17 protein-coding genes and 1 tRNA gene are annotated in these 20,795 nt (G+C 68.4%); 13 read left to right on the forward strand and 5 right to left on the reverse strand.

From position 1 onward, the window contains the following. The first annotated feature begins 24 nt into the window (after positions 1-24). From AB0I68_RS27720 to AB0I68_RS27730, 3 genes are read left to right on the forward strand one after another with little or no spacing between them, the layout of a single operon-like run. Positions 25-423, forward strand: a complete 399-nt coding sequence (locus AB0I68_RS27720) for a DUF3291 domain-containing protein (protein ID WP_363180099.1) — start codon at positions 25-27, stop codon at positions 421-423. Between the two features lie 56 nt (positions 424-479). Then, on the forward strand, positions 480-1,535 hold the full coding sequence (locus AB0I68_RS27725) for a UDP-N-acetylmuramate dehydrogenase (RefSeq protein WP_363180100.1): 1,056 nt from the start codon (positions 480-482) through the stop codon (positions 1,533-1,535). A 15-nt stretch (positions 1,536-1,550) separates the two neighbouring features. Beyond that, positions 1,551-1,967: a hypothetical protein gene (locus tag AB0I68_RS27730; protein WP_363180101.1), complete on the forward strand. Its 417-nt coding sequence runs from the start codon at positions 1,551-1,553 to the stop codon at positions 1,965-1,967. A 6-nt stretch (positions 1,968-1,973) separates the two neighbouring features. On the opposite strand, the gene AB0I68_RS27735 is transcribed toward AB0I68_RS27730, so the two are convergent. Together AB0I68_RS27735 and AB0I68_RS27740 are read right to left on the reverse strand one after the other, a co-directional pair. Further along, positions 1,974-2,993: an adenosine deaminase gene (locus tag AB0I68_RS27735; RefSeq protein WP_363180102.1), complete on the reverse strand. Its 1,020-nt coding sequence runs from the start codon at positions 2,991-2,993 to the stop codon at positions 1,974-1,976. Between the two features lie 460 nt (positions 2,994-3,453). Continuing rightward, positions 3,454-4,680: a pyridoxal phosphate-dependent aminotransferase gene (locus AB0I68_RS27740; RefSeq protein WP_363180103.1), complete on the reverse strand. Its 1,227-nt coding sequence runs from the start codon at positions 4,678-4,680 to the stop codon at positions 3,454-3,456. A gap of 192 nt (positions 4,681-4,872) precedes the next feature. On the opposite strand from AB0I68_RS27740, the gene AB0I68_RS27745 reads away from it, so the two are divergent. From AB0I68_RS27745 to AB0I68_RS27790, 10 genes are all read left to right on the forward strand, one after another. Continuing rightward, positions 4,873-4,945, forward strand: a tRNA-Trp gene (locus tag AB0I68_RS27745). A 105-nt stretch (positions 4,946-5,050) separates the two neighbouring features. Continuing rightward, positions 5,051-5,332: a preprotein translocase subunit SecE gene (secE, locus tag AB0I68_RS27750; protein ID WP_363180104.1), complete on the forward strand. Its 282-nt coding sequence runs from the start codon at positions 5,051-5,053 to the stop codon at positions 5,330-5,332. A gap of 84 nt (positions 5,333-5,416) precedes the next feature. Further along, entirely contained in the window at positions 5,417-6,346 is a 930-nt protein-coding gene (nusG, locus tag AB0I68_RS27755) for a transcription termination/antitermination protein NusG (protein WP_363180105.1), read from the forward strand. A 165-nt stretch (positions 6,347-6,511) separates the two neighbouring features. Continuing rightward, positions 6,512-6,946, forward strand: coding sequence for a 50S ribosomal protein L11 (gene rplK, locus AB0I68_RS27760; protein ID WP_266934889.1), 435 nt, complete (start codon positions 6,512-6,514; stop codon positions 6,944-6,946). 89 nt (positions 6,947-7,035) lie between these two features. Beyond that, entirely contained in the window at positions 7,036-7,764 is a 729-nt protein-coding gene (rplA, locus tag AB0I68_RS27765; RefSeq protein WP_363180106.1) for a 50S ribosomal protein L1, read from the forward strand. Positions 7,765-7,895: 131 nt separating this feature from the next. Then, positions 7,896-8,777, forward strand: coding sequence for a hypothetical protein (locus tag AB0I68_RS27770; RefSeq protein WP_363180107.1), 882 nt, complete (start codon positions 7,896-7,898; stop codon positions 8,775-8,777). Positions 8,778-9,024: 247 nt separating this feature from the next. After that, complete coding sequence (gene rplJ / locus AB0I68_RS27775) at positions 9,025-9,555, forward strand: 50S ribosomal protein L10 (protein WP_214936399.1); 531 nt, start codon at positions 9,025-9,027, stop codon at positions 9,553-9,555. 110 nt (positions 9,556-9,665) lie between these two features. Then, complete coding sequence (gene rplL, locus AB0I68_RS27780) at positions 9,666-10,046, forward strand: 50S ribosomal protein L7/L12 (protein WP_363180109.1); 381 nt, start codon at positions 9,666-9,668, stop codon at positions 10,044-10,046. Positions 10,047-10,645: 599 nt separating this feature from the next. Then, positions 10,646-14,128, forward strand: coding sequence for a DNA-directed RNA polymerase subunit beta (gene rpoB, locus AB0I68_RS27785; RefSeq protein ID WP_363180110.1), 3,483 nt, complete (start codon positions 10,646-10,648; stop codon positions 14,126-14,128). 97 nt (positions 14,129-14,225) lie between these two features. Next, positions 14,226-18,125 (forward strand): DNA-directed RNA polymerase subunit beta', encoded by a 3,900-nt coding sequence (locus AB0I68_RS27790; RefSeq protein ID WP_363180111.1) that lies wholly within the window; start codon positions 14,226-14,228, stop codon positions 18,123-18,125. A 30-nt stretch (positions 18,126-18,155) separates the two neighbouring features. On the opposite strand, the gene AB0I68_RS27795 is transcribed toward AB0I68_RS27790, so the two are convergent. From AB0I68_RS27795 to AB0I68_RS27805, 3 genes are read right to left on the reverse strand one after another with little or no spacing between them, the layout of a single operon-like run. After that, complete coding sequence (locus AB0I68_RS27795) at positions 18,156-19,148, reverse strand: M48 family metalloprotease (RefSeq protein ID WP_363180112.1); 993 nt, start codon at positions 19,146-19,148, stop codon at positions 18,156-18,158. Positions 19,149-19,173: 25 nt separating this feature from the next. Next, entirely contained in the window at positions 19,174-19,668 is a 495-nt protein-coding gene (locus AB0I68_RS27800) for a Pycsar system effector family protein (RefSeq protein ID WP_363180113.1), read from the reverse strand. Next, on the reverse strand, positions 19,665-20,786 hold the full coding sequence (locus AB0I68_RS27805; RefSeq protein ID WP_363180114.1) for a hypothetical protein: 1,122 nt from the start codon (positions 20,784-20,786) through the stop codon (positions 19,665-19,667). Before AB0I68_RS27805 ends, AB0I68_RS27800 begins: the two co-directional genes overlap by 4 nt. Between the last annotated feature and the right edge of the window lie 9 nt (positions 20,787-20,795).

A 20,795-nucleotide genomic window follows, 5' to 3' on the forward strand; every position in this document is an offset into this window, starting at 1 on the left:
CCCTCCCGCAAAGGAGTGCACGCCATGCCCGACATCCCCTGGTACACGCCCACCGCGCCCGCTCCCGGCGCCGAGGTCTACGTCATGGCCTCCCGGTTCGAGACCGAGAGCCTCGCCGGCGCCTTCCGGTTCTTCCTCAGGGCGCCCGGCATCGTCCGCCAGATCCGCTCGGCCCCCGGCGCGCACGGCGTCGCCCTCCGGGCCCGGGTCTTCAGCCGGACCTTCCTGACCCTCTCCGCCTGGGAGGACCGAGACGCGCTGTACCGCTTCGCCCGCAGCGAGCCGCACCGGTCCAGCTCCCGCGCCGCCGCCGCGTTCATGCGGCAATCGGCCTTCACGTTCTGGACCGCTCCGGCCGCCGGGCTCCCGGTCACCTGGGCCGAGGCCGAGCGCCGGCTGGCCGAACAGGAAGCCCGCTCGTGACGTACGGTCCGTGGCCCCGCAGGGGTGCGAGGGGTACGGACCGTACTCTTGTCCGCGTGCAGGAACTCCACGACGCCCCCCTCGCCCCCCTGACCACCTTCCGCCTCGGTGGCCCCGCCACCCGTCTGGTCACCGCGACCACCGACGCCGAAGTGGTCGACGCCGTCCGTGCCGCGGACGAGAGCGGCACCCCGCTCCTCGTCATCGGCGGCGGAAGCAACCTGGTCATCGGTGACCGTGGCTTCGAGGGCACCGCCCTGCGCATCGCGACCACCGGCTTCCATCTCGACGGCACCACCCTGGAGCTCGCCGCCGGCGAGAACTGGAGCGACGCCGTCGCCCGTACCGTCGAAGCGGGCCTGGCCGGCATCGAGTGCCTCGCCGGAATCCCCGGCTCCGCCGGTGCCACCCCGATCCAGAACGTCGGGGCGTACGGCCAGGAGGTCTGCGACACCATCACCGAGGTCGTCGCGTACGACCGCACCCGGCGCGAAACGGTCACGCTGACCGCCGCCGAGTGCGCGTTCTCGTACCGCAACAGCCTCTTCAAGCACCAGCCCGAGCGGTACGTCGTCCTCCGCGTCCGCTTCGCCCTGGAGGACGCGGGCGGCCTGTCCGCGCCGATCAAGTACCCGGAGACCGCCCGCGCCCTCGGCGTCGGGGCCGGCGACCGGGTCCCGGCCGCCGCCGCCCGCGAGACCGTGCTGCGCCTGCGCGCGGGCAAGGGCATGGTCCTCGACCCCGCCGACCACGACACCTGGTCCGCCGGGTCCTTCTTCCACAACCCGATCCTGAGCGACGAGGCGTACGCCGCCTTCCTCGCCCGCGTCCAGGACCGGCTCGGCCCCGAGACCGCCCCGCCCGCGTACCCTGCCGGCGACGGCCGTACGAAGACCAGCGCGGCCTGGCTGATCGACAAGGCCGGCTTCACCAAGGGCTACGGCACCGGACCGGCCCGCATCTCGACCAAGCACACCCTCGCGCTGACGAACCGCGGCGAGGCCACCACCGAGGACCTCCTCGCCCTGGCCCGCGAGGTCGTCGCGGGCGTCCACGCGGCCTTCGGCGTCACCCTGGTCAACGAACCGGTGACGGTCGGCGTCAGCATCTGAGGAGTCCCGGCCGCCATGCTCTGTCCACTGCACGGGGCCGGTACGGACCCCACCCGCCTGGTGGGACGCACGATCAGCAGGATCGTCGCGTCCTGGCACGTCTACGAGGGCGAACGCTCCGAGGCGCCGCTCGACGTCTGGCTGATCGACAGCGAGGGCGAGTCCACCAGGATCAGCACCGGGTCCGACTGGTGCCTCATCGTGGAATCCGCGCCGCCCCACGAGCCGTACGACATGGGGGAGTGGGGCCGGATCGAGGTCGGCGAGGACCTGGGCGACCACCCCTTCCTGCGGCACCTCGGGGACACGGTGGCGACCGTGGCCGAGTTCGCGGTGCCGGAGACCGGGCGCACGCAGCTGGAGATCGGCTTCCCCGACGGCGACCGGGTACGGGCCGACTGCTGGCAGGGCGACCTGCGGCTCACGCGCTGACAGCCCTCAGGAAGCCAGCCAGTGGTCGATCCCGGCCAGCAGCTTGTCCTGTACGTCCCCCGGCGCCGCCGAACCGCGCACCGACTGCCGGGCCAGCTCGGCGAGCTCCGCGTCCGTGAAGGCGTGGTGGCGGCGGGCGATCTCGTACTGCGCCGCCAGCCGGGACCCGAATAGCAGCGGGTCGTCCGCGCCCAGCGCCATCGGCACCCCGGCCTCGAAGAAGGTGCGCAGCGGGACGTCCTCGGGCCGCTCGTAGACCCCGAGGGCGACGTTCGACGCGGGGCAGACCTCGCAGGTGATCTGCCGGTCGGCGAGCCGTTTGAGCAGCCGGGGGTCCTCGGCGGCCCGTACGCCGTGGCCGATGCGGGAGGCGTGCAGATCGTCCAGGCAGTCCCGGACGGAGGCGGGTCCGGTGAGCTCGCCGCCGTGCGGGGCCGCGAGCAGGCCGCCCTCGCGGGCGATGGCGAAGGCCCGGTCGAAGTCGCGGGCCATGCCGCGCCGCTCGTCGTTGGAGAGCCCGAAGCCGACGATGCCGCGGTCGGCGTAGCGGACGGCGAGCCGGGCCAGGGTGCGGGCGTCGAGGGGGTGCTTCATGCGGTTCGCGGCGATGAGGACCCGCATGCCGAGCCCGGTCTCGCGGGACGCCGCGTCGACGGCGTCCAGGATGATCTCGACGGCCGGGATCATGCCGCCGAGCAGGGGGGCGTAGGAGGTGGGATCCACCTGGATCTCCAGCCAGCCGCTGCCGTCCCGTACGTCCTCCTCGGCAGCCTCGCGGACGAGGCGCCGGATGTCCTCGGGCTCGCGCAGGCAGGAGCGGGCGGCGTCGTAGAGGCGCTGGAAGCGGAACCAGCCGCGCTCGTCGGTGGCGCGGAGCTTGGGCGGCTCCCCGGCGGTCAGCGCATCGGGAAGGCGCACGCCGTACTTGTCGGCGAGCTCGAGGAGGGTCGACGGTCGCATCGACCCGGTGAAGTGCAGGTGGAGGTGGGCTTTCGGCAGAAGCGTGAGATCGCGTACGTGCTCCATCTGGTGATCCTGCCGTACCGCTGCGCTCTGCGGGAGGGGGTTTTCCCTTTTGGGGGCTTGCCCGAACGTGCGCGCGGGGCCGGGGGCCGGGGCGGGCCGCTGCGCGGGGCCTCCCGGGCTCCGCCCGGACCCGCGCCTCAAACGCCGGCGGGGCTGGGTTTGGCTCCGGCCTCAAACGCCGGCGGGGCTGGGTTTGGTTCCGGGCCTCAAACGCCGGCGGGGCTGGGTTTGGTTCCGGGCCTCAAGCGTCGGCGGGGCCGGGTTTGGTTCCGGGCCTCAAGCGTCGGCGGGGCCGGGTTTGGTTCCGGGCCTCAAGCGTCGGCGGGGCCGGGTTTGGTTCCGGGCCTCAAACGCCGGCGGGGCCGGGCGGCCCCCACGCGGCGCCGGGGCCGGATATGCCGGAGCGGCGCCACCCCCGGCGGGGTGGCGCCGCTCCGTGCCCGCGGAAACCGCCGGAGGCCTACGCCTTGGCCTCGGCCAGCAGCTTCTGGATGCGGGACACGCCCTCGACCAGGTCCTCGTCGCCCAGGGCGTACGAGAGGCGCAGGTAGCCGGGGGTGCCGAAGGCTTCGCCCGGGACGACCGCGACCTCGACCTCGTCGAGGATCAGGGCCGCGAGCTCGACCGAGGTCTGCGGGCGCCTGCCGCGGATCTCCTTGCCGAGCAGGTCCTTGACCGCGGGGTAGACGTAGAACGCGCCCTCGGGGGTCGGGCAGACGACGCCGTCGATCTCGTTCAGCATCCGCACCATCGTCTGGCGGCGGCGGTCGAAGGCGGTGCGCATCTCGTGGACGGCGTCCAGGTTGCCGGAGACGGCGGCGAGCGCCGCGACCTGGGCCACGTTGGAGACGTTGGAGGTGGCGTGCGACTGCAGGTTGGTCGCGGCCTTCACGACGTCGCGGGGGCCGATGATCCAGCCCACGCGCCAGCCGGTCATCGCGTACGTCTTGGCGACGCCGTTGACGACGATGCACTTGTCGGCCAGCTCGGGGACGATCGCCGGGAGGGAGACGAACTTCGCGTCGCCGTAGACGAGGTGCTCGTAGATCTCGTCCGTCAGGACCCACAGGCCCTTCTCCGCGGCCCAGCGGCCGATGGCCTCCGCGTCGGCCTCGGAGTACACGGCGCCGGTCGGGTTCGACGGGGAGACGAACAGGACGACCTTGGTGCGCTCGGTGCGGGCGGCCTCGAGCTGCTCGACGGACACGCGGTAGCCGGTGGTCTCGTCGGCGACGACCTCGACCGGGACACCGCCGGCGAGGCGGATCGACTCGGGGTAGGTGGTCCAGTACGGAGCCGGGACGATGACCTCGTCACCCGGGTCCAGGATGGCGGCGAACGCCTCGTAGATCGCCTGCTTGCCGCCGTTGGTCACCAGGACCTGCGACGCGTCGACCTCGTAGCCGGAGTCGCGCAGCGTCTTCGCGGCGATGGCGGCCTTCAGCTCGGGCAGGCCCCCGGCCGGCGTGTAGCGGTGGTACTTCGGGTTGCGGCAGGCCTCGACCGCCGCCTCGACGATGTAGTCCGGGGTCGGGAAGTCGGGCTCGCCCGCACCGAAGCCGATGACCGGGCGCCCGGCGGCCTTGAGGGCCTTGGCCTTGGCGTCCACGGCGAGGGTGGCGGACTCGGAAATGGCGCCGATACGGGCGGACACCCGGCGCTCGGAGGAAGGCGTTGCAGAGGTCATGCCGCCAATCGTCCCAGACGCCCCAGAGGCGCCGCACACCGTTTCAGTCATCGGACGGACCAGCCGAAAATGCGCTCTGTTCGACGTCAGGGCCCGGACCACGTACACTCACCTGTCGTTGGACCCCGCCGATCACTCCAGAGCGTGAGCACTCCGTGCACTCGCTTGGATGCGGTAGGTTGGGGGACGCAAAGGGTCGTAGCTCAATTGGTAGAGCACTGGTCTCCAAAACCAGCGGTTGGGGGTTCGAGTCCCTCCGGCCCTGCTCCACACTCCTTCTCGGATGTGTGCGCAGGTACGTACTTCGATGCAACGCCGTGCGGCGCAACCGGGCGCGGCTACGGCCACGACCCGGATTCAGGTGAGAGACGTGACGGACGCCCTGGGCTCCATCGACATGCCTGACGCCGAGGACGACACCCGCGAGAAGAAGGCCCGCAAGGGCGGTAAGCGCGGGAAGAAGGGTCCTCTGGGCCGGCTTGCGCTGTTCTACCGCCAGATCGTCGCGGAGCTCCGCAAGGTCGTCTGGCCGACGCGCAACCAGCTCACGACGTACACCTCCGTGGTGATTGTCTTCGTCGTCATCATGATCGGTCTGGTGACCGTGATTGACTATGGACTCCAGGAAGCCATCAAGTTCGTCTTCGGCTGATCCCCGCGGAGGGCGGCGCCTTGATGGGTGCCGCCCGTTTTCGCATGTTCGACCACCTTTTGTATCCAGGAAGAAGCAGCCACCGTGTCTGACCCGAACCTGAACGCGAGCCCCGACTCCGTCGAGTCCGTCGAGGACGCGCTCGACATCGTCGAGGCGGCAGACGCTGTGGACCCCGACGAGGCCGAGCTCGCCGACGCCGAGGCGGGTGTCGCCGCCGAAGAGGCCGCGCTGCACGTCGAGGACGAGGCTGACGAGGTCGCGGACGACGAAGAGGCCGACGAGGACGCCGCCGTCGCCGAGGCCGGCGACGTCGCGGACGAGGCCGAGCCCACCGAGGACGCTGCGGACGCGGAAGAGGCCGAGGAGGCCGCCGTCGCCGAGCCCGTCGAGCCCGTCGACCCCGTCCAGGCCCTGCGCGACGAGCTGCGCCTCCTGCCCGGCGAGTGGTACGTGATCCACACCTACGCGGGCTACGAGAAGCGCGTGAAGGCCAACCTGGAGCAGCGCGCCGTCTCGCTGAACGTCGAGGAGTTCATCTACCAGGCCGAGGTGCCCGAGGAAGAGATCGTCCAGATCAAGAACGGCGAGCGCAAGAACGTCCGGCAGAACAAGCTGCCCGGTTACGTTCTCGTCCGCATGGATCTGACGAACGAGTCCTGGGGCGTCGTCCGCAACACGCCCGGTGTCACCGGCTTCGTCGGCAACGCGTACGACCCGTACCCGCTGACCCTGGACGAGATCGTCAAGATGCTCGCCCCGGAGGCGCAGGAGAAGGCCGCCAAGGCCGCCGCGGAAGAGGCCGGCCTGCCCGCGCCCGCCGTCAAGCGCACCATCGAGGTCCTGGACTTCGAGGTCGGCGACTCGGTCACGGTCACCGACGGCCCGTTCGCGACGCTGCAGGCGACCATCAACGAGATCAACCCCGACTCGAAGAAGGTCAAGGGCCTCGTCGAGATCTTCGGTCGCGAGACTCCGGTCGAGCTCAGCTTCGACCAGATCCAGAAGAACTGATCTTCTGAGACAACGCTTCCGGACAGGTCAGATCGCCCCGCAAAGGGCGGTCTGACCTGCTCGGTTTTTAGCCCCGCTCCGATACCCGTTATTGTGGTGCGGTATGCCTCCATCCGGATGACCGGATTGGCGGCGAAAAACTCTCACTAGGACCCGGAGAGAGCAATGCCTCCCAAGAAGAAGAAGATCACGGGGCTCATCAAGCTCCAGATCAAGGCCGGTGCGGCCAACCCGGCTCCGCCGGTCGGCCCCGCGCTCGGTCAGCACGGCGTCAACATCATGGAGTTCTGCAAGGCCTACAACGCCGCGACCGAGTCGCAGCGTGGCATGGTCGTGCCGGTGGAGATCACGGTCTACGACGACCGTTCCTTCACCTTCATCACCAAGACCCCGCCGGCCGCGCGCCTCATCCTGAAGGCCGCGGGCATCGAGAAGGGCTCCGGCGAGCCGCACAAGACCAAGGTCGCCAAGCTCACCGGCGCCCAGGTCCGCGAGATCGCCGAGCTGAAGATGCCCGACCTGAACGCCAACGACGTCGACGCCGCGATGAAGATCATCGCCGGCACCGCGCGCTCGATGGGCGTCACGGTCGAAGGCTGATCCAGCCACCCCCCAGCACCACCAGTGGTAGGACCAAGCGCTGGTCCGCACCACGACTCCATGCCTGAAGCCAAAACACAGGAGCAGAAGTGAAGCGCAGCAAGACTCTCCGCGCTGCGGACGCCAAGGTCGACCGGGAGAAGCTGTACGCCCCGCTCGAGGCCGTCCGTCTCGCCAAGGAGACCTCCGCGACCAAGTTCGACAGCACCGTCGAGGTCGCCTTCCGCCTGGGTGTCGACCCGCGCAAGGCCGACCAGATGGTGCGTGGCACCGTGAACCTCCCGCACGGCACCGGCAAGACCGCCCGGGTCCTGGTCTTCGCGACCGGTGACCGTGCTGCGGCCGCGGAAGCCGCCGGCGCCGACATCGTCGGCGACGACGAGCTGATCAACGAGATCGCCAAGGGCAACCGCCTGAACGAGTTCGACGCCGTTGTGGCCACCCCGGACCTCATGGGCAAGGTCGGCCGCCTCGGCCGCGTGCTCGGTCCCCGTGGCCTCATGCCGAACCCGAAGACCGGCACCGTCACGATGGACGTCGTGAAGGCTGTCACCGAGATCAAGGGTGGCAAGATCGAGTTCCGCGTCGACAAGCACTCGAACCTGCACTTCATCATCGGCAAGGTCTCCTTCTCCGATGAGCAGCTGGTCGAGAACTACGGCGCGGCCCTGGACGAGATCCTTCGTCTGAAGCCGTCCGCCGCGAAGGGCCGCTACATCAAGAAGGCCGCCCTGAGCACCACGATGGGCCCCGGCATCCAGCTGGACTCGAACCGCACCCGGAACCTCCTCGTCGAGGAAGACCCGGCCGCTGTCTGAGCCCCACGCTGAGCCTCCGGCTCACCTGAGTGGCTGAACGGGCCCCTCGCCCCCTTCACAGGGCGGCGAGGGGCCCGTTTCTCGTTTTCGGACGGCCGTACTCGCGCGTAGGGTCGGATCAAGATCCACGCATGGGGGGAAGCAACACGATGAACCAGGCTGTCTGGATACGGACGGGTGCCGCCCTGGCGGGTGCCGCACTGCTCGTGGGGGGTCTCACGGCCTGCGGCGCCGACGGGGGCACGGGGAAGGACAAGCAGGCCGACGGGGGCCACGGGGGCGCCGACCACGCCCAGAAGCCCACCGAAGCGGTCAAGGCGTCCTACAAGAAGACGGTGGCGGCCAAGTTCGCCAAAGCCTCCGTCTCGACCGTGGAGGCGGACGGCGCGGCCCGCGAGGAGACCGGGGTCAAGGGCTGGTACCCGTACAGCATGGACACCACGAGCGCCGGGAAGCGCTCGATCATGATCGGTGACACCGTCTACTCGCCGGTCGAGAAGGACAAGAACGGCGGCAAGCCGTGGATGAAGCTCGAGCTGGGCACCCCGGACAAGCCCGGCGTCCGGCTGAACGACAACCCGGTCGAGTACCTGGCGATGCTGCTGGACCAGGAGAACCTCAAGCACGTCGGGGCCGAGCAGACCGACGGCGCCGACGCCCAGCACTACCAGGGCACCTTCACCCTGGACGAGCTGCTCCAGAGCGACTCCAAGAGCAGGCTCCTCGAGGACAAGCAGCGCCAGGCACTGTACGACGCCCTGAAGAAGGCCAAGGTCAAGACCTACGCCTTCGACCTGTGGATCGACAAGGCGGGCTTCCCGGTCCGGGTGGACTCCGTACTGACGGACGAGAAGGGCCCGGCGAAGACCACGGCCAAGTTCTCCGACTTCGGCAAGGCGGCGCCGGTCGAGGCGCCGCCGGCGGACCAGGTCTCCGACTTCGGCGACGTGCAGAAGGAGACCGACCGCAAGCTGAAGGAGGCCCAGGCCACGCTGGACGGCCTCGGCCACTGACCGATTTGCCTGACCGGTGCCGGGTCACGTAGTCTTCCCCAGAAGCCAAAGACCGCTGGTCGTTGCCGTGCCCGCAAGGGAACGGCGGCCGAAGGATCCGCCAATTGCGGACGTCCTGCGCAGGTGACTGTGGAATGTTCCCGGAATTTTATTCCGGTTGAGCTACGCCCTGGCGCCTGCGCCGGGGCGTTTCGTATGTCAGCCCCTTCTGAGCGGTCCTCATCACCCGGAAGGAGGCCGACGCACTATGCCGACGCCCAACAAGGCTGCCGCGGTAGCCGAGCTCACGGACGCGTTCCAGAGCTCGAACGCCGCCGTGCTGACCGAGTACCGGGGTCTCACCGTCGCGCAGCTCAAGACGCTGCGTCGTTCTCTCGGTGAGAACGCCCAGTACGCCGTGGTGAAGAACACGCTGACCAAGATTGCGGCCAACCAGGCCGGGATCACCGCGCTGGACGAGCACTTCGCTGGTCCGACCGCGGTCGCCTTCATCACCGGTGACCCGGTGGAGTCGGCGAAGAGCCTGCGTGACTTCGCCAAGGACAACCCGAACCTCATCATCAAGGCGGGTGTCCTTGATGGTAAGGCGCTCACCGCCGATGAGATCAAGAAGCTTGCGGACCTCGAGTCCCGCGAGGTTCTGCTCAGCAAGCTGGCCGGCGCGTTCAAGGGCAAGCAGTCTCAGGCTGCCTCGCTCTTCCAGGCGCTGCCGTCGAAGTTCGTCCGCACCGCGGAAGCGCTTCGCGTCAAGCTCGCCGAGCAGGGCGGTGCCGAGTAATTCGGCTCGCGCACTGATCCACGCCGCCTAGTGCGTGGGTCGTAGCGGGCCGTTACGCCCGCCTCTATATACATCCGGCACCTGCCGAATTAGTGGAAGGATCGCCCATCATGGCGAAGCTCTCTCAGGACGACCTCCTCGCCCAGTTCGAGGAGATGACCCTCATCGAGCTCTCCGAGTTCGTTAAGGCGTTCGAGGACAAGTTCGACGTCACCGCCGCCGCGGCCGTCGCCGCCGGCCCCGCCGGCCCGGCCGTCGTTGCCGAGGCCGCCGAGGAGCAGGACGAGTTCGACGTCATCCTCACCGGTGCCGGCGACAAGAAGATCCAGGTCATCAAGGTCGTGCGTGAGCTGACCTCCCTGGGCCTGAAGGAGGCCAAGGACCTCGTGGACGGCGCCCCGAAGCCGGTCCTCGAGAAGGTCGCCAAGGAGGCCGCGGAGAAGGCTGCCGAGGCCCTCAAGGGTGCCGGTGCGGCCGTCGAGGTCAAGTAACACCTCTGGGGCCTCCTGAGGCCCCAACCGAGGGCGATCACCCGTAAGGGTGGTCGCCCTTTGGCGTACCCGCAGTGCCTGACTTGCCCTGGTCTCGTTGGGGAGTAGGGTGATCATCGTTGCCCCGCGGCCGGGTCCGGAGCTGATCCGCACGGAGCAGGGGGCCTTGACGAACGGCACGCGGCGCGCAATTCTCAGACCCGTTGCGGGAACGGTCCGCTCGATCAGGGATCCGAGGCACGGATCGCGGATCCGAGGCATGGATCGGCTACGAAGAGGGCAGTACTGATACGCGCTCTGTGTACGAGAGCCGCAGTGCTGGACGCAGGGTTGCAGGGTTGGTTTCAACGACATGGGGAAGGCCTGTTGCCGGTTTCCGGAAACCTGGTCTGGACATCAGTGAGCCAAGTGGCTACACTGACCCTTTGCGCTGCCTGTTAGCTGCCCCCTGCCCGTCGCCAGGGGCATGCCCACGCTCGAGCACACTTGATTGATACGCCCTGACCTGGCCTTTTCGGGCCAGATCAGGGGGGCCGTCTTCTGTGTCAGCTGGGACCGGTACGCGCGTAGTGAGTCCGAGCCCTCGGAAGGACCCCCTCTTGGCCGCCTCGCGCAACGCCTCGACCAATACGAACACCGGTGCCAGCACCGCCCCGCTGCGCATCTCCTTTGCAAAGATCAAGGAGCCCCTCGAGGTTCCGAACCTCCTGGCGCTGCAAACCGAGAGCTTTGACTGGCTGCTCGGCAATGCAGCCTGGAAGTCTCGCGTCGAGTCGGCGCTCGAGAGTGGACAGGACGTCCCCACCAAGTCCGGTCTGGAAGAGATCTTCGAGGAGATCTCGCCGATCGAGGACTTCTCCGGTTCCATGTCGCTGACGTTCCGCGACCACCGGTTCGAGCCGGCGAAGAACTCCGTCGACGAGTGCAAGGAGCGCGACTTCACGTACGCGGCGCCGCTCTTCGTCACGGCCGAGTTCACGAACAACGAGACCGGTGAGATCAAGTCTCAGACGGTCTTCATGGGCGACTTCCCGCTCATGACCAACAAGGGCACCTTCGTCATCAACGGCACCGAGCGTGTCGTCGTGTCGCAGCTTGTCCGTTCCCCCGGTGTCTACTTCGACTCCTCCATCGACAAGACGTCCGACAAGGACATCTTCTCCGCCAAGATCATCCCGTCCCGGGGTGCCTGGCTGGAGATGGAGATCGACAAGCGCGACATGGTCGGCGTCCGCATCGACCGCAAGCGCAAGCAGTCCGTCACCGTCCTCCTGAAGGCTCTCGGCTGGACCACCGAGCAGATCCTCGAGGAGTTCGGCGAGTACGAGTCCATGCGCGCCACCCTGGAGAAGGACCACACCCAGGGCCAGGACGACGCGCTGCTCGACATCTACCGCAAGCTGCGCCCGGGCGAGCCGCCGACCCGCGAGGCCGCTCAGACGCTGCTCGAGAACCTCTACTTCAACCCGAAGCGCTACGACCTCGCCAAGGTCGGCCGCTACAAGGTGAACAAGAAGCTCGGCGCCGACGAGCCGCTCGACGCCGGTGTGCTCACCACCGACGACGTCATCGCGACGATCAAGTACCTGGTGAAGCTGCACGCCGGGGAGACCGAGACGGTCGGCGAGTCGGGCCGGGAGATCGTCGTCGAGACCGACGACATCGACCACTTCGGCAACCGTCGTATCCGCAACGTCGGCGAGCTCATCCAGAACCAGGTCCGTACGGGTCTCGCCCGTATGGAGCGCGTCGTGCGCGAGCGCATGACCACCCAGGACGTCGAGGCGATCACGCCGCAGACCCTGATCAACATCCGGCCGGTCGTCGCCTCCATCAAGGAGTTCTTCGGCACCAGCCAGCTGTCGCAGTTCATGGACCAGAACAACCCGCTGTCGGGTCTGACGCACAAGCGTCGTCTCAACGCCCTCGGCCCGGGTGGTCTCTCCCGTGAGCGGGCCGGCTTCGAGGTCCGTGACGTGCACCCGTCGCACTACGGCCGCATGTGCCCGATCGAGACGCCGGAAGGCCCGAACATCGGTCTGATCGGCTCGCTGGCCTCCTACGGCCGGATCAACCCGTTCGGCTTCATCGAGACCCCGTACCGCAAGGTCGTCGAGGGTGTCGTCACCGACGAGGTCGACTACCTCACGGCCGACGAGGAAGACCGCTTCGTCATCGCCCAGGCGAACGCCGCCCTGAACGATGAGATGCGCTTCACCGAGAACCGCGTCCTGGTCCGCCGCCGTGGTGGCGAGATCGACTACATCGCCGGCGGCGACGTCGACTACATGGACGTCTCCCCGCGCCAGATGGTGTCCGTCGCGACCGCGATGATCCCCTTCCTGGAGCACGACGACGCCAACCGTGCCCTCATGGGCGCGAACATGATGCGCCAGGCCGTTCCGCTCATCAAGGCGGAGGCCCCGCTCGTCGGCACCGGCATGGAGTACCGCTGTGCGGTCGACGCCGGTGACTCGATCCGTGCGGAGAAGGACGGTGTCGTCCAGGAGGTCTCGGCCGACTACATCACCGTCGCCAACGACGACGGCACGTACACCACGTACCGCGTCGCCAAGTTCTCCCGCTCGAACCAGGGCACCTCGGTCAACCAGAAGGTCATCGTCAACGAGGGTGACCGGATCGTCGAGTCCCAGGTCCTCGCCGACGGTCCCGCGACCGAAGAGGGCGAAATGGCCCTCGGCAAGAACCTGCTCGTCGCGTTCATGCCGTGGGAAGGTCACAACTACGAGGACGCGATCATCCTGTCGCAGCGCCTCGTGCAGGACGACGTCCTCTCCTCGATCCACATCGAGGAGCACGAGGTCGACGCCCGTGACACCAAGCTGGGCCCCGAGGAGATCACCCGGGACATCCCGAACGTCTCCGAGGAGGTCCTCGCCGACCTCGACGAGCGCGGCATCATCCGCATCGGTGCGGACGTCGTCGCCGGCGACATCCTGGTCGGCAAGGTCACGCCCAAGGGTGAGACCGAGCTGACCCCGGAGGAGCGCCTGCTCCGCGCGATCTTCGGTGAGAAGGCCCGCGAGGTGCGTGACACCTCGCTCAAGGTGCCTCACGGTGAGATCGGCAAGGTCATCGGTGTCCGCGTCTTCGACCGCGAGGAGGGCGACGAGCTTCCTCCGGGCGTGAACCAGCTGGTCCGCGTCTACGTCGCCCAGAAGCGCAAGATCACCGACGGTGACAAGCTCGCCGGCCGCCACGGCAACAAGGGTGTCATCTCCAAGATCCTTCCGATCGAGGACATGCCCTTCCTCGAGGACGGCACCCCGGTCGACATCATCCTGAACCCGCTGGGTGTCCCGTCCCGAATGAACCCGGGACAGGTCCTGGAGATCCACCTCGGCTGGCTCGCCAGCCGCGGCTGGGACGTCTCCGGCCTCGCGGAGGACTGGGCCGAGCGTCTGAAGGTCATCGGCGCCGACCATGTCGAGCCCGGTACCAACGTCGCCACCCCCGTGTTCGACGGCGCCCGCGAGGACGAGCTCGCCGGCCTGTTCGAGCACACCATCCCGAACCGCGACGGTGACCGCCTGGTCCTCCCGTCCGGCAAGGCGCGCCTGTTCGACGGCCGCTCCGGCGAGCCGTTCCCGGACCCGATCTCGATCGGGTACATGTACATCCTCAAGCTCCACCACCTGGTCGACGACAAGCTCCACGCGCGGTCGACCGGTCCGTACTCGATGATCACGCAGCAGCCGCTGGGTGGTAAGGCGCAGTTCGGTGGCCAGCGCTTCGGTGAGATGGAGGTGTGGGCGCTCGAGGCTTATGGCGCCGCTTACGCCCTCCAGGAGCTGCTGACCATCAAGTCCGACGACGTCACCGGCCGCGTGAAGGTCTACGAGGCCATCGTCAAGGGCGAGAACATCCCCGAGCCGGGCATTCCCGAGTCCTTCAAGGTGCTCATCAAGGAAATGCAGTCGCTCTGCCTCAACGTGGAGGTGCTGTCCTCGGACGGCATGTCCATCGAGATGCGCGACACCGACGAGGACGTCTTCCGCGCGGCGGAGGAGCTCGGTATCGACCTGTCCCGGCGCGAGCCGAGCAGCGTCGAAGAGGTCTGACGGGCCTGACGGGGGGCTCGCTCAAGAGCCCCCCGTCATCCCCGGGACCGTTCAGACCATGATTGAGACTCGACCCCGAAAGAGGGATTGACGCACAGTGCTCGACGTCAACTTCTTCGACGAGCTGCGGATCGGCCTTGCCACCGCGGACGACATCCGAACCTGGTCGCACGGCGAGGTCAAGAAGCCGGAGACCATCAACTACCGCACCCTCAAGCCCGAGAAGGACGGACTCTTCTGCGAGAAGATCTTCGGTCCTACCCGGGACTGGGAGTGCTACTGCGGCAAGTACAAGCGTGTCCGCTTCAAGGGCATCATCTGTGAGCGCTGTGGCGTCGAAGTCACGCGCGCCAAGGTGCGTCGTGAGCGGATGGGCCACATCGAGCTTGCCGCTCCCGTCACCCACATCTGGTACTTCAAGGGCGTCCCGTCGCGCCTTGGCTACCTGCTGGACCTCGCGCCGAAGGACCTCGAGAAGGTCATCTACTTCGCCGCGTACATGATCACGTTCGTGGACGACGAGCGCCGCACCCGCGACCTCCCGTCGCTGGAGGCGCACGTCTCCGTCGAGCGCCAGCAGATCGAGAACCGCCGTGACGCGGACCTCGAAGGCCGTGCCAAGAAGCTCGAGACCGACCTGGCCGAGCTCGAGGCCGAGGGCGCGAAGGCCGACGTACGCCGCAAGGTGCGCGAAGGCGCCGAGCGCGAGATGAAGCAGCTCCGTGACCGCGCCCAGCGCGAGATCGACCGCCTCGACGAGGTCTGGGCGCGCTTCAAGAACCTCAAGGTCCAGGACCTCGAGGGCGACGAGCTGCTCTACCGCGAGCTGCGCGACCGCTTCGGTACGTACTTCGACGGTTGCATGGGTGCCGCGGCGCTGCAGAAGCGCCTGGAGTCCTTCGACCTCGAGGAGGAGGCCGAGCGCCTCCGCGAGATCATCCGTACCGGCAAGGGCCAGAAGAAGACCCGTGCGCTCAAGCGCCTCAAGGTCGTCTCCGCGTTCCTGCAGACCAGCAACAAGCCCAAGGGCATGGTTCTGGACTGCGTGCCGGTCATCCCGCCGGACCTGCGTCCGATGGTGCAGCTGGACGGTGGCCGCTTCGCGACCTCCGACCTGAACGACCTGTACCGCCGCGTGATCAACCGCAACAACCGTCTGAAGCGCCTTCTCGACCTCGGTGCCCCCGAGATCATCGTGAACAACGAGAAGCGCATGCTCCAGGAGGCGGTCGACGCCCTCTTCGACAACGGCCGTCGCGGTCGCCCGGTCACGGGCCCCGGCAACCGTCCGCTGAAGTCCCTGAGCGACATGCTCAAGGGCAAGCAGGGTCGATTCCGCCAGAACCTTCTCGGCAAGCGCGTGGACTACTCCGCGCGTTCCGTGATCGTCGTCGGTCCGCAGCTGAAGCTGCACCAGTGTGGTCTGCCCAAGGCCATGGCGCTGGAGCTCTTCAAGCCGTTCGTGATGAAGCGCCTGGTCGACCTGAACCACGCGCAGAACATCAAGTCGGCGAAGCGCATGGTCGAGCGCGGCCGCACGGTCGTGTACGACGTGCTCGAAGAGGTCATCGCCGAGCACCCGGTGCTGCTGAACCGTGCACCCACGCTGCACCGCCTCGGCATCCAGGCCTTCGAGCCCCAGCTGGTCGAAGGCAAGGCCATCCAGATCCACCCGCTCGTCTGCACCGCGTTCAACGCGGACTTCGACGGTGACCAGATGGCCGTGCACCTGCCGCTCTCCGCGGAGGCGCAGGCCGAGGCCCGCATCCTGATGCTGTCCTCGAACAACATCCTCAAGCCGGCCGACGGCCGTCCGGTCACGATGCCGACCCAGGACATGGTCCTCGGTCTGTTCTTCCTGACCACGGACGGTGAGCTCCGTGACACCAAGGGCGAGGGCCGCGCGTTCGGCTCCACGGCCGAGGCGATCATGGCGTTCGACGCCGGCGAGCTCGCGCTGCAGTCGTCCGTCGACATCCGCTTCCCGGTGGGCACCATCCCGCCGCGTGGCTGGGTGGCGCCGGTCGCCGAGGAGGGCGAGCAGGAGTTCCAGCAGGGCGACAGCTTCCGTCTGAAGACCACCCTGGGTCGCGCGCTCTTCAACGAGCTGCTGCCCGAGGACTACCCGTTCGTCGACTACTCGGTGGGCAAGAAGCAGCTCTCCGAGATCGTCAACGACCTGGCGGAGCGCTACCCCAAGGTCATCGTGGCGGCGACGCTCGACAACCTGAAGGCGGCCGGCTTCCACTGGGCGACCCGTTCGGGCGTCACCGTGGCCATCTCCGACGTCGTCGTGCCCGAGGCCAAGAAGGCCATCGTCGCGGGCTACGAGGCGATGGACGAGAAGGTCCAGAAGCAGTACGAGCGCGGTCTGATCACCAAGGACGAGCGCACGCAGGAGCTCATCGCGATCTGGACCAAGGCGACCAACGAGGTTGCCGAGGCGATGAACGCGAACTTCCCCAAGACGAACCCCATCTTCATGATGGTTGACTCGGGTGCCCGAGGAAACATGATGCAGATGCGACAGATCGCCGGTATGCGTGGTCTGGTGTCGAACGCGAAGAACGAGACCATCCCGCGTCCGATCAAGGCGTCCTTCCGTGAGGGCCTCACCGTTCTGGAGTACTTCATCTCCACGCACGGTGCCCGTAAGGGTCTGGCGGACACCGCCCTGCGTACCGCCGACTCGGGTTACCTGACCCGTCGTCTGGTGGACGTCTCGCAGGACGTGATCATCCGCGAGGAGGACTGCGGCACCGAGCGCGGCCTGAAGCTGAAGATCGCCGTTCGCGGCGAGGACGGCGTGCTGCGCAAGGCCGACGACGTCGAGACCTCGATCTACGCCCGCATGCTGGCCGAGGACGTCGTCATCGACGGCAAGGTCATCGCGCCGGCCAACGTCGACCTCGGTGACGTCCTGATCGACGCCCTGGTCGCCAACGGCGTCGAGGAGGTCAAGACCCGCTCGGTCCTGACCTGTGAGTCCGCGGTCGGCACCTGTGCCTTCTGCTACGGACGCTCGCTCGCCACCGGCAAGCTGGTCGACATCGGTGAGGCGGTCGGCATCATCGCCGCCCAGTCCATCGGTGAGCCCGGTACCCAGCTGACGATGCGTACCTTCCACACCGGTGGTGTGGCCGGTGACGACATCACGCAGGGTCTGCCGCGTGTCGTCGAGCTCTTCGAGGCCCGTACCCCGAAGGGTGTCGCCCCGATCTCCGAGGCCGCCGGCCGCGTGCGGATCGAGGAGACCGAGAAGACGAAGAAGATCGTCATCACGCCGGACGACGGCAGCGACGAGACGGCCTTCCCGATCTCGAAGCGCGCCAAGGTCATCGTGCACGAGGGTGACCACGTCGAGGTGGGCCAGAAGCTCACCGCGGGTGCCACCAACCCGCACGACGTGCTGCGCATCCTCGGCCAGCGTGCGGTCCAGGTCCACCTGGTCGGCGAAGTCCAGAAGGTCTACAACTCGCAGGGCGTGTCGATCCACGACAAGCACATCGAGATCATCATCCGGCAGATGCTCCGCCGCGTGACGATCATCGAGTCCGGCGACGCGGAGCTCCTGCCGGGCGAGCTCGTCGAGCGCTCGAGGTTCGAGACCGAGAACCGTCGTGTGGTCACCGAGGGCGGTCACCCCGCCTCCGGCCGTCCGCAGCTGATGGGTATCACCAAGGCCTCGCTGGCGACGGAGTCCTGGCTGTCGGCCGCCTCCTTCCAGGAGACGACCCGAGTCCTGACGGATGCGGCGATCAACGCCAAGTCCGACAGCCTCATCGGCCTCAAGGAGAACGTCATCATCGGTAAGCTCATCCCGGCCGGTACGGGCCTCGCCCGCTACCGCAACATCCGGGTCGAGCCCACCGAAGAGGCGAAGGCAGCGATGTACTCGGCCGTCGGCTACGACGACATCGACTACTCGCCCTTCGGCACCGGCTCCGGCCAGGCTGTCCCGCTGGAGGACTACGACTACGGCCCGTACAACGGCTGAGTCGAGCGCAAGCAGTAAACCGCAGGGCGGTCACCCGGAAGGGTGGCCGCCCTGCGGCGTTCCCGGGGGCTGGAGATACGGCTGGAGGTGGTGCAGCCGGGTGCGGTGGTCGGGGTGGTGGGACAGGAGGCGTGCCGCGAGTCCGGGCCGCTCCGCCGCTCCGGGCACAGCGGACTGCTCGGTGAGCCGCTCGTGCAGTGTCCTGGCGAGGGGCTGCCCGAAGCCGAGGCGAGCGGCGTGCGCGTCGGCACGGAGCTCGGCCCGCCTGCCGACCGCAGCCGTCAGGTAAGGCAGTGCGAGCAGGAGTAGCGGAAGGCCGTAGCTGGCCTTCAGCGCGGTGAATGCGAGGTAGCCGGTGAGGACCATGAGTACGCCCACGGCCGTGATCGACGCCCCGCGTGCGGTACGGATCAGCCGGGGCCTCATGCGGGTCAGCCCCCGCCACACCAGACGCCCGGGGATCGCGTACCACCAGCCGAGCATCCCCGACCACGAGTGACCACTGGTGTGGTGTCCCAGCTCGTGTGCGAGTACGGCAGCCAGCCGGGAGGTGGGCAGGTCCTGCAGCGCCCGCCGGGTCACGGCGACGATGTGGCCGGCGGCGGCGAGGGCGTTCAGGTCGTCGCTGTCCTCGACCCACAGCTCGTACCGGCTCCCGTCCACCCCGGCACGGGCTGTGACCTCGCGCCACACCGGGGCGAGCCTGGTCAGCTCGGCGGGTATCGGACGATGCAGGTGCAGTACGTGACGGGCGAGGAGCCCTTCGGCCGGTCGGTGGAAGGCGAACATCCCGGAGGCTGCCCACAGCATGGTGGGGAGCCACACCGGGACGCCCAGCCAGGCGTCGAGTGCCAGGGCCGCTGTCATGACCACTGCGGAGCTGAGCAGGAACGCGGGCAGGTGCAGCGCGAGCCCGAGCCAGGCGGTGTGGTCGGTCCGGCGCTGCCGGGCCCGGTACGTGACACGGGTACCGGGGCCATTGCGGTATTCGAGGTCGTCGGGCGGAGCGGGTGTGTCGTCCATGCGGGCCTCCACGGGCGGGATCGGGTCAGCAGAGGAACAGGGCGGCGGGCAGCAGCACCGCGCCGGAGCCGTAGGCCACCAGGCCGACCCGGATCCACTGGTGTTTGCGGACCGCGATCCGGCTGTTCGCGGCCAGCGCGGCACGTACCGCGCTGCTCGGGTCGTGACCGGTGTCGGCGAGGGCTTCGGCCAGACGGCCCTGCCGGTCGGCGGAGCGGATGTCGCCGAAGTAGGTCAGTGAACTGCCCGCCTGCCAGTCGGAGCGCAGCGACCGGGGCAATACGGCGAGGAGCAGGGCCAGCAGGGCCAACGCCAGAGCCACCACGCCGGCCCACCAGAGCGCCAGGCCGCATCCTGAAAGGGAGCCGGGAGACCGGTGCGGCCCGGACTGCTGGCCACTGACCACACCGGCGGTCATCCCGAGGGCCCCGACGAGCAGGGCCGCCTTGCTGTCGGCGCGGGCGATCTCGACGCGAAGGTCGGCGAGGAGCCGGACCGCCACCTCGTCATCGGCGGTCACAGGGGCTCACCGGGGGCGGCGGGAGGGCTCGGAGGAACCGCCGGCTGCCAGCCGTGCATGTCCGCCGCCGGTTGCGCGGGCAGGCGCGCGGGATCGGGCTCCGTACGGGCCTCCGTCTCCTTCTCGGCGTCCGGTTCCGCGGAGCCCGGCTCGACGGGCACGTGCTGGCCGAATACGGCATTGAACGCGTCGATCGCGAGCCGCCGCGGTCCTTCCAACTCGAAGGGCTCGGTGCCCGTCTTGGTCAGCACCTCCTTGATGAGGTTCATCTGAGCCCGCAGGCGCTCCCGCTGATCCTCGCGAAGGCTGTTCATGGCCTTTGCGGAGTCCTGCGGATGCTGTGCCAGGTGCAGGGCCCAGGCGTCGATCCCGCCGCGCGTCAGATATTCACGGTAGAAGTCGATCCGCTGCGCCTCGTACTCCTGCAGCTCCAGGCGGTGCTGGTGCTGGGCATGGGCGCGCAAGGCCTTCTCCAGGTCGACCCTGGAGCCGCCCTGCTGGGTCAGGATCCCCTCGGCGGTCGTGTGTTCGATCGCCTGGAGGCGCCGGGCGTGGGCGACGTTGTCCTCGTCGCGACGCAGCCGGACGGTCCACAGGACCCGCAGGCCCGCCTCCTCGCCCAGCGGTTTTCCCTCACGGACCACGGTCAGTACCTCTGCCTCGGCGCCCGCGCTGTCGGCGATCGGGAACCGACGGGTGACCGGACGGGCGGCCCGTTCGAGTTCGCCCAGCAGGAGACGGGGGACGTCGCGGTGCCCGCTGCGAACGAACCGGGCCGGGTCGGTGACCTGCCAGTCGAGTTCGACGCTCACCTCGAACTCGTGGGCGTCGTCGATGCTGGGCAATGGCACTCGGGTCCGTACGGCATGCACGCCCATGTCCACTTCGTAGACCGCGGTGTAGCGCCGAGGGATCCGACGGGGTCGGTGCGGCGGGAGGAAGACCTCGAAGGTGCCACGCCTGGTTGTGTAGACAAGGGTGTGATCGATGCGGGTCGGCGGGCTGCCGGGCAGGCCCAGACGACCCAGCTGGCGGACCGTGACGACTGGGTCCTTCAGCAGGGCGTGCCGGTCGGCGTGCTGGTCCCAGTCGGTGGAGCGGTACAGCGGACTGGCCATGTCAGGCCT

Origin of the sequence: Streptomyces sp. NPDC050448 (assembly GCF_040655295.1) — a bacterium.
Taxonomy (GTDB): Bacteria; Actinomycetota; Actinomycetes; order Streptomycetales; family Streptomycetaceae; genus Streptomyces.